Genomic DNA, 13,112 nt, shown 5'->3' on the forward strand with positions numbered 1-13,112 from the left:
GGGCCGGTCCGGGTCAGGTCAGGAAGGCCCCGCAGGCGCTGCGGGCCACCCAACGGTGCGAGGAGATGGTGTCGTTCGCGTTGACCCCGTTGGTGAACCGGTTGTCGGTCAGGTTGTCGGCGTAGAGCTCGCCCGGCGCGAGGCAGGCGTGGCCGCCGCCGAAGCCGGAGTTCTCGTAGAACGCGACGTGGTCGAGGCCACCGGTGAAGCCGCGGTTCATGACGGACGTCGCCCTGTCCTGCGAGCCGACCCACCAGTCGCTGTTGCCCGCGGTGCTGATCAGCTGGGCGCCCGAGCAGTCCAGGTTCTCCCAGGCGTACATGTTGCCGTTGCGCGGCCCCCACTTGCTGTCGCAGCCCGGTCCGGCGACGGTGTTCCCGGCCGCCTGCGAGGTGGTGGCGGGTACGACGACGCCCAGGGCGGTGAGCCCGAGGAGGGCGGCCGTGACGGTGAACTTGCGCATGCTGTTTCCCCTCGTTTCCTCTGGTGATGTGGTGCGTTGGCGGTGGTGCGTCGGTGCCGGCGCACCGGGGGCGGTGTCCGTCCGGGAGCGGGGAGTGGTCAGTCCCGCTCCGGAACGATGCGCACCGCCCGGTCGTGGGCCCGCCGACCGAGGTGCCGGTAGGTGTCGATGTCCTTGCCGAACCGGTCGCGCAGGCGGTCCAGGTAGTACGTCTCCCGCGCCGTGGCCACGGCGCGCAGGGAGGTCTCGCGGGCGCAGGTCGCGTCGGCGACGGCGGTCCTCCGCTCGGCGGCGAACGCCTCGTCGGCGCGGGCCGCGCCCAGCCGGCCGGTGTCGACCCGGACGGCTTCGCGGGCCGCCGGGGGGTCCTCGTAGGGCCGGCCCGCCCTCTTCATGCACCGGGACCAGGCCCGTACCGCCGCGGTCAGGTGGCGGTCCTCCATCAGCTCCTTGCCGTAGAGGGCGTTGAGGCCGGTGGCGATCTTGCCGGTGCGGTACCACTCGCCCGGGTCGCCGTAGAGGGCGCGTTCGGCCTCCTCCGTGCAGCCGCCGATGCGTTTGCGCGTCTCCCCGCCGCCCGGCAGCGGTGCCGTGAGCATGCGGGCGCTGTCGCCGCCGTCGAGCGCGGTGTCGAAGGCGGCGCGCCGGGACGGGGAGAGGTTCCGGCGGTAGGTTCCGTTGGGGTTGCGTTCGTGGACGCGCAGGCTCTTCGCTTCGATCCGGCCGCCGTACCCGTACGTACGGGCCCAGGCCACGTCGTCCTGCACGTAGCGCACCGGGCGGCTCTCCTGGAGCGTCAGGCCACGGTCCTCCCGGTAGGTGAAGCCCCGGCGGCTCATGCACTGCTTGGTCAGGCGTTGTTGCGCGTCGGCGACGCGCAGTTCCTGTTGCCAGGTCAGTGCCTGGGGACGCGGACGCGGATCCTGTGGTGCCCGGCCGTCGCCGCCGTCTGCGCATCCGGTCGTGACGGCCGCCACGACCGCCACGACCGCGTACAAAGACACGAGTACACGTCTCATGAACCCGGCCCCCTTCGCTGCCGCCTGCTGACGGACCCAGAGTTGCCCCACTGCCGGCAGAGGTCGACGGGTTTCCTGTTGCCCGCCGGGACGGCCGGCCGGGAAACAAGGCGTGAGCAGGGGGAACGCGGGGAGGGAGGCAACGCTGTGGGGGGAGAGTACCCGTACATGCGCCCCCCGCCATCGGAACCGGCCGCAGGACGCCCACACCGCCAAGACGTGAAGACATGACGGATCACAGGCCCGCCGGCCATCCGTTGCGTTCAATGCATTGACACGTGCATTACATGGGCTTTACGTTCCGGCCATCTGAGAGCGCTCTCAGGACCTCTTCCTGTCACGACTTGAGGTGACGCATGCCATCCCCACGCACCAGACCCGCAACCGTTCTGCTGCTGGCCTCAGCCCTCGCCGTCGTCGGTCTGGGCCCGGCCGCCGCACCGGCGGCCGCCGCCACCGTTCCCGTAGGCTCCGGCAGTTACTCCGACACCCGGCCCTCCGGTACGTCGGGCCCCACCACCAACACGGGAACGCCGGTCACGCCCAAGGTGACCGCCGCCGCCAAGGACCGGCCCGTGCCCACCAACGACTGGTGGTCCTCCCTCGCCTTCCAGCGCTACGGCGACAACCCGTACTCGACCCCCATGTACGGGCACCCCCTCACCTACCAGGCCACGGCGGGCGGGCTCGACGTCGGCTACCCGACGACCCCCGCGATCGTCGGTGACGGCCGCCAGTACGAGTACGCCCACAAGCGCGACCTCACCATCGGACTGACCGGCCTCAACTCCCCCGACACCAAAGCCGACGACTGGTCCGACTGGACGGTCACCCCCTACTGGTCCGACGGCGCCCGCACCCTGCGCACCACCATCGGCCACGGCTCCCCGTTCGTGTACGCCAAGGGCTCCGGCGGCAACGCCCAGATCACCACCGCCGGCACGCCCGCCGTCTTCGCCGACCAGGGCAACGTCCTCGGCATCACCGTCGCCGGGCACCACTACGCCCTCTTCGCGCCGACCGGCAGCGACTGGAACGTCGCCGGCTCCACCGTCACCGCGGGCCTCGGTTCCAAGGACTACTTCTCCGTCGCCGTACTGCCGTCCACCGGAGCGCTGGCGACGTTCAAGAAGTACGCCTACAGCTTCGTCACCGGTTCCAAGGTCACCTGGAACTACACCGGGGGCACCGTCGGCGCCACCTACACGCTCACCACCGAAGCGAAGGAAGGCACCGAGCGCGGCACGCTCCAGGCCCTCTACCGCCACCAGTGGCTGCACACCACGGACCCCCTCACCTCCTACACCTACGTCTCACCGCGCGGCACCATGAAGGTCCGCGAGTCGGCCTCCTTCACCACGAGCCAGAAGGCGTCGGCGGTGCTGCCCGCGCTGCCCAAGTCGAGCGGTGTGGACGCCGCCCGGCTGCGCGGTTACCTGAACGAGGTCGTGAACGCCGCCGACCCCTTCTCCGGGGCCTCGGACACCTACTGGACCGGCAAGGCCCTCGGCCGCCTCGCCCAACTCGTCCCGGTGGCCGACCAGATCGGCGAGACCGGCACCCGCGACCGGATGCTCGGCCTGATGAAGGGCAAGCTCCAGGACTGGTTCACGGCGGGAGGCGCGAACGAGTTCAGCTACGACAAGGACTGGAAGACCCTCACCGGTTACCCCGCCTCCTACGGCAGCGACACCGAGCTGAACGACCACCACTTCCACTACGGCTACTACGTCTACGCGGCGGCGATCGTCGCCCAGTACGACCAGGCGTGGGCCGCCGACTCCGCCTGGGGCGGCATGGTCGAGACCCTCGTACGGGACACCGCCAACCCCAGCCGCACCGACACCGCCTTCCCCTTCCTGCGCGGCTTCGACGTCTACGCGGGCCACAGCTGGGCCTCCGGGCACCAGGGTTTCGCCGCCGGCAACAACCAGGAGTCCTCCTCCGAGTCCACCAACCTCAGCGCGGCCCTCGTCCTGTGGGGCTCCGCCACCGGCGACACCTCGCTGCGTGACCTCGGCACCTTCCTGCTGACCACCGAGTCGGAGTCGATCGCCCAGTACTGGTTCGACGCCGACGAGCAGGTCTTCCCGTCCTCCTTCGGTCACGACACGGCCGGCATGGTGTGGGGCAGCGGCGCCGCCTACTCCACCTGGTGGACCGCCAACCCCGAGGAGATCCACGGCATCAACGTCCTGCCCGTGACCGGCGGTTCGCTCCACCTCGGCGGCGAGAAGGCCGCGATCCGGCGCAACATCGCCGAGATGGAACGGGAGAACGGCGGCCCGGCCGTCGAATGGCGCGACATCCTCTGGGAGTTCCAGTCCTTCGCCGACCCGGGTACGGCCAAGGCGAAGTGGGACGCGGGCCACTCCGGCTACACCCCGGAGCAGGGGGAGTCGAAGGCGCACACCTACCACTGGATCGACACCCTCGACACCCTCGGCGCCCCGGACGCCACCGTGACCGGTGACATCCCCACCTCCGCCGTCTTCACCAAGGGAACGACCCGGACCTACGCGGCCCACAACCACGGGGCGACGGCCCGCACCGTCACCTTCTCGGACGGCAAGACCCTCTCCGTGCCGGCCCGTTCCACCGCGACCGGCACCGGAACCGGCTCAGGGGAACCCGACCCCGACCCCGAGCCGCCGACCGGCAACACCTTCCGGCTGCGCAGTGGTGGCGCCCTGACCACGGCGACCGACGGCACGGAGGGCAGCGACACCATCGCCTCCGCCGGCGGCGCCAACCACGACGGCACCCCGTACCAGCCCCTCGTCTACGAGGTACGCGGCGTCAACGGCACGCTCACCCCGGGCGCACAGACCGCCTTCCGGCTCCAGGTGGACGCGGGCACCGCGGTCGGGCTGGGCCAGCAGGCCCGGATCAGCTACGACTTCACCGGCGACGGCAGCTTCGACCGGACCGAGACGTACCACTACTTCGCGACCGACCCGGTCGCCGGATGGGAGGAGTACACGCAGGCACGCGGTCTCCAGGCGTCCACGGGCGCACCGGGCGATCTCGCCGGCGGCACCGTGCGCCTCGAGGTGTGGAGCGCCATCGGCAACGGCACCTCGAAGCTCCGGACGGGCACGGACAGGTCCGTGCTGGTGATTCCCTACAACTGAACCGGCGAAGGCCGGCGGCGGGCATCGGCGTCCGGCCGATGCCCGCCGCACCGGCAAGGGGAGGGGTCGCCTCACGCGACGGCGGTCCCCTCCAGTTCGACCATCTGGCCGGGAACCGCCAGCCGTGTCACCCCGAGCATCGTGGTGGTCGGCGCCACCCCGGCGGTGCCCAACCGCGACGCCAGCACGCCGTAGTGCGGGAACAGCAGATCGACGTCGGTGGTGTAGACGTTGAGCCGGACGAGGTTCGCGAGGGACATGCCGGCCTCGCCGAGCACGGCCTCCAGGTTGTCGAGGCTCAGCGCCAACTGTGCGGCCATGTCACCGTCGTGCCGGGGCTTGCCGTCGCCGCTCATCGCGGTCTGTCCGGAGCAGTACAGGGTCCGGGTGTGCCCGGAGACGACCTCACCCTGGTTGAACCCCATCTCCACCGACCAGGTCACGGGGTTGACCGCCGTTCGTTCCACTGCCACATCGGCTCCATTCGGTTCATGGGAAACACGTCCATCGGCGCGGCGACCGCCCACGTCGATGCCGCTGCTCACGAGCCTTTCAACGAATCACGACATCCTTGGTCATGTATTCGATACGGTTCCCGCATGCGCGCCGATCGGCTGGTCTCACTGGTGCTGCTGCTGCGTCAGCGCGGTCGGACGACCGCGGACACGCTGGCCCGCGAGCTGGAGGTGTCCACCCGTACCGTGCTGCGCGACATCGAGGCGCTGTCCGCAGCCGGCGTGCCGGTCTACTCCGAACGCGGCCGACACGGCGGGTTCGCGCTGTTGCCCGGCTTCCGGACCGAGCTCACCGGACTGAACCACGACGAGGTCCTTGCCCTGCTGACCACCGGATCGGGGCGCGGCGAGCGGGCGTTCGGCCTCGGCCCGGCACTCGCTTCGGCCGTACGCAAAGTGGTCGACGCGCTGCCCGAAGACCATCGGGCCATCGCGAGCGACGCGGCCCGGCGCATTCTCGTCGAGCCCGATACCGACCTGCTCCCACGCCGGCCGGTCACCGAAGGGGTGTCCGGCACGACAATGACCGAGATCCGGCGCGCGGTGCTCACCGGACACAGACTGCGCATCCGCTACGCGGCCACGGACCAGGCACCGCGGTGGCGCACGGTGGACCCGATCGGCCTGGTCACCGTACGCGACCGGGGCTACCTGCTGGCCACCAGGTCCGGCGCGGACCGCACCTACCGGCTGTCGCGGATCTCGGCCGCCGAGGAACTCCCCGAACCGGCACAGCGACCCGACCGGGTCGATCTGGACCGGGTCTGGCGGGAGCGCTGCACGCGGTTTCTGTCCAGTGACCACATCGTCGTGCTGATACGGGTGACCCCGGAGCGGCGGGAGGACCTGCTGAGCACCGTGGTGGCCGTCCGCGCCGCAGAACCCGACGCGGACGGCCGGCTGCGACTGGAGGTGACGTTCCAGGATCTACGACACGCCGAGTGGGCACTGTGGCGGCTCGGCACGGACGCGGAAGCCCTCGCCCCGGAGTCGTTGCGCACCTCCCTGCGCAACCGCGCCGCCGCGATGGTCACCGGCTACGGAGGCTCGTCCTGAGAGCCGGTCAAGGCGCGCGGCCAGGTCCTGGAGGGCGGCCGGGGCGCCGTCGGCGAGGCGGGGGCGGGAGCGCGGTGAGGTGCCGGGTCACCGTCTCGGCGGCGCCCCGGCCGCGGGAGGGAGGGGGCCGGTGAGCAGGTGGTGCAGCAGGCGCCCCACCGCGCCCTGATAGTACACACAGGCAAACATGAGCGAAATACAACTTTGTTGACATCGCTAACACGCGTGCGTCATGCTCTCGTCGGCAATAGGTGACCGCGCCGGCAGCACCGCCGTCCTCGCCTGTCCCTCCGTCCCGTCCCCGCGTCCCGGAGCTCAGCACCATGTCCAAGTCCCGTCACCTCACCTCCCTCGCCCTGCTGGTCGTCTCGGCCCTCACCCTCGCGGGATGCGGCTCGGACGATGAAGCGTCCGGGTCACCGTCCTCCGTTTCGGCTGCCGAGCCGGAACGGAAGACGCCCGAACCGGACGACGCGCCCACGGCGACCGCCACCGCGTCGGCGGAGGACGACACCTCGCTCGCCGACTTCCTCCGCTCGGCGAAGGTCGACGACACACTCGTGAACCGTCTCGGCGAGGTGGGCGACGCCAACGGCTACGGCCTGGGCGAGGGCGTCGAGACGAGCCTGGAGGAACGGCAGCGGCTGGCGACCGTACAGGTCGGCACGTGCCGTGATGTGGCCGTCGGGCACCACACGTGGGAGGGGATCCAGGCCTCGGACGTGAGTTCGGGCGCGACCGAGGAACAGGCCGGAGCGATGGCGGACTTCCTGCGCAAGGAGTTCTGCCCGCACGTCGCGCCCTACAAGGAGGCGCCGTTGCCGGAACAGTCCCTCGGAGGGCCCGAGGAGGACGCCAAGGAAGGACGGGGCCTGGCCTCGCCGATGTCCTGGTGGGACACACGGTACCGACGCGTCTCGTGGTCCGAGGAGTGCGCGGCCCAGACGGGACAGCCCATCGGGGACCCGGTCGCCTACCGCCTGTCGGACGACGCCGTCGTCTGCGCCACCGTGCCACCGGCCGAGCAGTTGAAGGAGCACCTCATCCACGTGGACGTCGTGTTCGCCGAACCCGTTGGTGAGGAACGGGCACTGGACGCCGCGCTCTCCCTGCTCCCCATCGACGCGGTGGCGGAGGACGAGACGGAAGGGACCAACCCCGACTGGTCGTACCTCGAGGGCGCCTGCCTCAACGTCAACATTCAGACTCAACGCTTCAAGGACGTCGTCGCCGGCCTCGAGAAGGACGCCGAGCCGTGGGCGCACGCCGTGTACTACTCCGACGGAGCCACCACCGACGGCGCCGTCGGCCCCTACACCGGCAAGGTCAAGCAGATCTCCCTGGCCTCGGGGAGGAACGAACCCACGGACACCGGCGACCTGACCTGCTGATCTCCTCCCGCATCGGGCCAGTACCGGCACGTCCCCTCACGTCGGCGCGTCCCACCGCCGTGCACGGACGGCATCGGCGAGCACCGTGGCCGCCCTCTGCCGGAATGGCGTCGGACCACCCTCGCCCGCGCGGAGGCCCGCGCCCCGCACAAGCTGCCCCCGGACGAACGGCACCGCATCGCCGGGATCATCGACGCCGAACGCGTTCGCCTCCGCGTGAAGTCGGCGGAGATCCCGCAGGAAGCCGAAACGGCATGCGCAGAAGCCGTGCAACCGCACACCGAGGCCCTTGACCTGCTCACCACCGCCGCAGGCGAGGCCGCCCGGCTCACCGCCGAGCTGCTGCGCCTGTGGCTGCCCCGCATACGCGCGCGGACCGCGGGCCCGATGCCCGACGGAACCGGCCGGCAGACCTCCGGGGTGTTCCTCGCCCTGACCGCGGGCGGCATGTCCGAGGACGAGAAGTCCGACGTCCTCGGGGCCGCCCGCGTCGTATCAGTCCTTGCCGCAGTGCTCTTCCTGGCGGGGACCGTTAGCCGCATTGTTGAGGCAGACGACCGCACCGGCGAGAACCCCGCCGAATCGGACTGACCAACCGTTCACCGGTGCCACCGCCCGCACACACCGTCCCGAAACGGAGCCGCCGTATGACCGAGAGCACGCCCGAGAGACCGGACACCACGCCCCCGCCGCCCCCAGCGGCACCGCCCACCGTTACCCAGGCCCACCCCATGCCTGTCCCGGCAGCCCCGACAGGACGCCGTCCGGCCAAGCGCGCCCTCATAGTCGCCGCCGTCGTCGCGTTGCTCCTCGCCGGTGGCGGCGTCACCTGGTGGGCGCTGACCGATGAGGGGGACGCCATCGACCACGTCGAGGTCTCGGGCGGCAAGCTCGTCACCGATGACAGCGACGCGTACGAGGACTGCGACGACACCGACGAGTACACGTACAACGACTGCGACTCGGACACCGACGAGACCTACGAGTTCGTGTACAAGATCACGAACGAGGGAGACGGGCCCGCCAACTACTCGGTCATCGTCAACGCCTTCGACGAGGACGGCGACTTCATCGGCCAGACCTACATCGGATCGACCCACCTGGCCGCCGGCAGGACCGACGCCGACAAGAGTGAGTTCAACGAGTACAGCGAGTTCGAGGACAAGCGCGAGCTGTCCGACATCGCGTCCGTGAAGGTCGCCTACGTCGAGCGCGTCGCACTGGCCAACTGAGCCGGCAAACCAGGTCCCGGCGGTGTCCGCGCCAGGGCAGCCACCGGGACACAGGTCACACCCCGGTGACGGACCCCACGAAGCGCGCCCGTCCTTCACGCCCCACCGTGAAGGACGGGCCTGGGAGCGCCCCCGTACTCGGATCGCGGGCGTGTGCCCGCGCTCTGCCCGGGTGCGGTGGGTGGGCGGCGTCATCGAGAAGCCGGCTTCGCGGGGCAGCACCACCGCCGGTCCAGATCGCATCCGACTCGCGGACGGATGATCGAATGACCAAGCCCTGGCCTGGGTAGAACGGATGCCGGGCGTCTTCCCGCAGCGGGAGACCCCGCCATTCATCCCGGCCGGCACCCCCGGCAAGATCGAAGGACGCAGTATGGCCAGCGGCACCGTGAAGTGGTTCAACTCCGAGAAGGGCTTCGGTTTCATCGCCCAGGACGGCGGCGGCCCGGACGTCTTCGCCCACTACTCCAACATCTCCGGCAACGGGTACCGCGAGCTGGTCGAGGGAGAGCCGGTCACGTTCGACGTCACCCAGGGCCAGAAGGGCCCCCAGGCCGAGAACATCGTCCGCGGCTGACACCCTCCGCCGGCCTCTGGGATCTTGTGTAGAGTGGCCTCACCGACGCGGGGTGGAGCAGCTCGGTAGCTCGCTGGGCTCATAACCCAGAGGTCGCAGGTTCAAATCCTGTCCCCGCTACGAAAAGAGGGGCCCGGCATCAGCCGGGCCCCTCTCGTGTTCACGTCCAGGGACCGGCCGATGCTCCGCTCCGCGTGAAGGACACGGCCTACCACCTGAACCGGCACGGCCGCCTCGGCGATCTCAGCTTGTTCTTCGAGTGTCCGACCGCTCGGCGCGACGAGTTGTTCGATCTGATGGACGCGGCGCTGTGTCCCCGGTGGACCTGGCCCTGTTGCCCGAGCGCCACCGCGGGCACGGAGCGATGTACGGCGGTCCGGACCACGGCCGGATCGACGTCGATCGGCTGCGGACGGTGCCGGCCGTGCTGGAGCCGGGCGCCATGTCCTGGACCGCGGTCCTGGACGCCGGTCACGCTCGGCCGGCGGATCTTCGACAAGGCCCCGTCACGGGCTCCTGTCGTGGTCGCTGTTGCGGGCCCGGGCAGTCGATTTCGCTTTTCGGCGTCGCCCTCTCTCCCGGCAACCCGCGCTCCACGGGATATCAAGGAACGCACCCTTCTCAGTTTCTTCAGCACACCGAATCCCATGTCGAACTGCAGTTCAGTTCCCGTCGGCGGTGGACGGTCGGCCCCGCGGGAAGAATGACCAATCGCTACCTTCTCGGTGTATGGCGTAGTACGCTCCGAAGAATCCGGGGGAACGGCAGGTGGACGGGGGCCCGCCTCATGGTGACGGCGATCGGCGTCAGTATCGATCTGGCCCGTACGGAACAGGCATTGGAAAATGCCCTGTCCTTTATGCGCAACCGTTTTCGACAAGGACGGGTTCCCGGGGTCGGCGGGTGGTACCACCAATTGGACGCGCCCGTCCCCGGCCCCACGGCGACGGCCGTCGGCCTCGAGATGTTCCACCACGTCGGGGAGCCCTTCGACCACTTCGACGACTGCCTGGGCTTTCTCCGCGAGCGTCAGGTCCGGTCGGCGGATCCCCGGATGAACGGCGGCTGGTCGACCAACACCAGCCTCGGTCATCCGGTCATGGAAGCCACCGGCTGGGTCGCCTACGCCATCGGAACGGCCCGGACCGGCCTGATCGCCGACGGGCCGGACGCCCGAGCGGCGTACGCATGGCTGGTCAACAACCAGAACACCGACGGGGGTTGGGGTTCCCTGGCCGGATGCCCGTCACGTGTGTGGCTGACATGCCTGGGACTGCGCGCGCTGCACCAGCTCAATCCTTACGCGGCCGCCATCACCACGGGCCTCGAATGGCTGATGGCGGCCCGCAGCGAGTCCGGCGGCTGGGGCGAAATACCCGGGCGGTCCCCCACGGTGACCCACACCTCGTTCGCCCTGGTGACGATTCTCGAACTCCGTCCCCAGTGGAACGACAGCCGCACGCTTCCCGCCTTCGAATGGCTCACCGCCCATCTCGACACCACCAGGCTCGACGACCGGGACGCACGGGTGGAGAGCTACAACACCTCGGTCCTCGACGAGAGCGGCACGCCGGTGGTGTGGCAGACGATCATGCCGCACTACGGTCTCGCGTTCGCCGCGTCCGCCCTTCTGCGGCACCCCAGGGGCGCGCCCGCCGAGCTGATCACCGGCGCGTTCGAAACCATCACGTCGGGACAGTTGCCGAGCGGTGCCTGGCCCAACGTGCACGGTGGATCGGGGGAGTCGATCTGGTCCGTGGCGCCGTTCGTGAGCGCGCTGTGCGACCTGCGGCGCGTCTCCCCCGCGATGCCGTCCGATCACATCCTCTGGTCGCCGTCCCTCGTCGTGATCCAGCGTGCCGACGCCGGCGACCAATCGCTGACCGCCATCATCCGGGCGCAGCGCCGGTCCCGGCTCGCCCGTGCCTTCGGCCGCCACTGGTCCGTGGCCCTGCTCTCCCTGTCCGCGCTTCTCGGAATCCTGCTGGTGGGACTGGACAGGTTCTCCTGGCAGGATTTCACCTTGGGGCTCGTCCTCCCCCTGGGACTGTTCGTCATGGAGCACTACAGGAATCGACGCACGACCTGAGGGGGGATTCCCTTGGACGATTTAGAGTGCACGTTCTGCCGGATACTCGCCACAGGGGCACCCACGACGGAGTACGTGGAGCTGGCGCGGTCCGCCCACGCGTTCCCTCCCGTCCGGCAGCACTGGTTCGTCGACCGCCACGTCCTGCTGGCCGAAGTGGCTCCGTTGAGCGCCGGACACGTGCTGGTCATTCCCGACCTGCACATCCTCGCCGCCGCCCTCCTGCCGCCCGCCGAGAGGGTGCGCTTCGAGGAGGTCTGTCGCGAGGTGGGCCTCCGGCTGGCCGAACACTTCGGCCGTGACTCGTACCTGGCCTTCGAGCACGGAACGGGCCGAGCCGGAGCGCTGTTGCCCCACCGGGTGAAATGCGCCCCCACCGAGCACGCCCACGTGCACGTCCTGCCGAACTGCGTCGGACCGGGGGCCCTGGATCTGCTGGATCAGTACACGAAGGCGGACGGATACGTGGGAAGCCCCCTGAACCCGGCGGACTGGAACACTCGCCGGACGGCGTTGGAGGAGCCGGGTTCCTCCTACCATTCCTTCACGGTCGGAACACACGAAGGGGAACGCGGAATGTTTTTCCGGCCGCCGGACGGCGCCTTGCCGTCACAGTATTTCCGGCGATTCGTCGCGCACTTCTCCCAGGGTTCCGCCGAAGCTTTCTCGGTGCGCTCCGACTGGCGGGACGAGGTGGTTTTCGCCGATGACGCAGTGCTGCACGACATCACGGCGACAGCGCTGTTCCTGGAGGCGGACGAGTGGCGGGAGGGCCTGAGCGTACGCGGGAGCCGCGATATCGCACGACGGGACGAGACCGATCGCACAAGCACGCTGGCGCCCACCCACAGGCATGAATAAGAGCGATGACACGGCGATCATCGAGTCTGATTGCTACTCTGCGACAACAGATTCACACAGAGAAGGTGATCGATATCATGCCCATCAGCTTATTGGACGAAGAACAGGAGGCGGAGTGGTTCTATAGCGGAACGATCTCCTCCTACGATCGTTGTGCCGCCCGTTACGCGGCACAGAACGACTCGATCAGCGAAGTGAAAGATCTCCTCACGTTCTTCGACAAGGAAATTCCCTGCGCCGCGTCCCTGCTCGACGCGGGATGCGGACACGGCCGTGACGCCGAATACCTGAGCTCGCTCGGGCACACGGTGCACGGGATCGACCGCTCCGAAAAGCTCCTGCGCATGGCACGCGAGCGGGTGCCCAAGTCGTACTTCGTCGAAGGTGACATCCGTTCGCTCCCCTTCCGGGACCGCTCGTTCGACGGCCTCTGGATGAATGCGGTCCTGCACCACCTGATCCCTCCGCACATGCTCCAGGCGCTGACCGAATGCCACCGCGTGCTGAAACCCTCGGGCCTGCTCTTCGTCAGCGTTCATCTCGACGACTCGTCCGGCTGGCAGACCAAGGGGCAGGACTTCGTGCGCTACTACGCCCGCATTTCGGGCGTCATGCTTGCCGAATTCCTGCGGGACGCGAGGCTGACCCCCGTCCGGATGACATCCCGCAGCGCGGAGTCCCGCTGGCTGCACTGCTTCGCCCGGGCGCACACCGGCTGACTCCTTCGCCCTTCTTCTCATGGGCCCGCAGCGCTGTCGCCGGTCTTCCGCCCTCC

Annotated in this window: 12 protein-coding genes, 1 tRNA gene and 1 pseudogene; 11 read left to right on the top strand and 3 right to left on the bottom strand. The window is 69.5% G+C overall.

The features are described from left to right. Window positions 1-13: 13 nt before the first annotated feature. Both ACFV5H_RS13070 and ACFV5H_RS13075 read right to left on the bottom strand, forming a co-directional pair. The gene (locus ACFV5H_RS13070) at window positions 14-463 is read right to left on the bottom strand and encodes a peptidase inhibitor family I36 protein (RefSeq protein WP_385044483.1); all 450 of its coding nucleotides are present in this window, start codon (window positions 461-463) and stop codon (window positions 14-16) included. Between the two features lie 98 nt (window positions 464-561). Next, a complete protein-coding gene (locus ACFV5H_RS13075; protein ID WP_385194604.1) occupies window positions 562-1,482 on the bottom strand; it encodes a hypothetical protein in 921 nt (306 codons plus the stop codon). Between the two features lie 356 nt (window positions 1,483-1,838). On the opposite strand from ACFV5H_RS13075, the gene ACFV5H_RS13080 reads away from it, so the two are divergent. Continuing rightward, window positions 1,839-4,616 (top strand): glycosyl hydrolase, encoded by a 2,778-nt coding sequence (locus tag ACFV5H_RS13080; protein WP_385194606.1) that lies wholly within the window; start codon window positions 1,839-1,841, stop codon window positions 4,614-4,616. A 71-nt stretch (window positions 4,617-4,687) separates the two neighbouring features. Here the strand turns inward: ACFV5H_RS13080 and ACFV5H_RS13085 are convergent, their stop codons facing one another. Continuing rightward, window positions 4,688-5,083 (bottom strand): RidA family protein, encoded by a 396-nt coding sequence (locus ACFV5H_RS13085; protein ID WP_385044649.1) that lies wholly within the window; start codon window positions 5,081-5,083, stop codon window positions 4,688-4,690. 132 nt (window positions 5,084-5,215) lie between these two features. Between ACFV5H_RS13085 and ACFV5H_RS13090 the strand changes: the two genes are divergently transcribed. The 10 genes and pseudogenes from ACFV5H_RS13090 (at window position 5,216) to ACFV5H_RS13135 (ending at window position 13,056) form a co-directional block, all read left to right on the top strand. Further along, window positions 5,216-6,187 (top strand): helix-turn-helix transcriptional regulator, encoded by a 972-nt coding sequence (locus ACFV5H_RS13090; protein WP_385194608.1) that lies wholly within the window; start codon window positions 5,216-5,218, stop codon window positions 6,185-6,187. Window positions 6,188-6,510: 323 nt separating this feature from the next. Next, the gene (locus tag ACFV5H_RS13095; RefSeq protein WP_385194610.1) at window positions 6,511-7,578 is read left to right on the top strand and encodes a hypothetical protein; all 1,068 of its coding nucleotides are present in this window, start codon (window positions 6,511-6,513) and stop codon (window positions 7,576-7,578) included. Window positions 7,579-7,794: 216 nt separating this feature from the next. Next, entirely contained in the window at window positions 7,795-8,169 is a 375-nt protein-coding gene (locus tag ACFV5H_RS13100; RefSeq protein WP_385194612.1) for a hypothetical protein, read from the top strand. Window positions 8,170-8,309: 140 nt separating this feature from the next. After that, window positions 8,310-8,810 (top strand): hypothetical protein, encoded by a 501-nt coding sequence (locus ACFV5H_RS13105; protein WP_385044468.1) that lies wholly within the window; start codon window positions 8,310-8,312, stop codon window positions 8,808-8,810. 373 nt (window positions 8,811-9,183) lie between these two features. Next, entirely contained in the window at window positions 9,184-9,387 is a 204-nt protein-coding gene (locus tag ACFV5H_RS13110; RefSeq protein ID WP_009192932.1) for a cold-shock protein, read from the top strand. A gap of 46 nt (window positions 9,388-9,433) precedes the next feature. Further along, window positions 9,434-9,507 (top strand) — tRNA-Met (locus tag ACFV5H_RS13115). 74 nt (window positions 9,508-9,581) lie between these two features. Then, a pseudogene (locus ACFV5H_RS13120) lies at window positions 9,582-9,802 on the top strand (transposase); the annotation flags it as partial. A gap of 501 nt (window positions 9,803-10,303) precedes the next feature. Beyond that, window positions 10,304-11,476, top strand: coding sequence for a prenyltransferase/squalene oxidase repeat-containing protein (locus ACFV5H_RS13125; protein ID WP_385194732.1), 1,173 nt, complete (start codon window positions 10,304-10,306; stop codon window positions 11,474-11,476). A 75-nt stretch (window positions 11,477-11,551) separates the two neighbouring features. Continuing rightward, the gene (locus ACFV5H_RS13130; protein ID WP_385194615.1) at window positions 11,552-12,337 is read left to right on the top strand and encodes a hypothetical protein; all 786 of its coding nucleotides are present in this window, start codon (window positions 11,552-11,554) and stop codon (window positions 12,335-12,337) included. Window positions 12,338-12,402: 65 nt separating this feature from the next. Continuing rightward, window positions 12,403-13,056 carry a class I SAM-dependent methyltransferase gene (locus ACFV5H_RS13135; RefSeq protein ID WP_385194618.1) on the top strand — a complete coding sequence of 218 codons (654 nt, stop codon included), beginning with the start codon at window positions 12,403-12,405 and terminating at the stop codon, window positions 13,054-13,056. The last annotated feature ends 56 nt before the right edge of the window (window positions 13,057-13,112 follow it).

It is taken from the genome of Streptomyces sp. NPDC059787 (assembly GCF_042732315.1).
In the GTDB taxonomy this organism is placed as follows: domain Bacteria; phylum Actinomycetota; class Actinomycetes; order Streptomycetales; family Streptomycetaceae; genus Streptomyces; species Streptomyces atrovirens.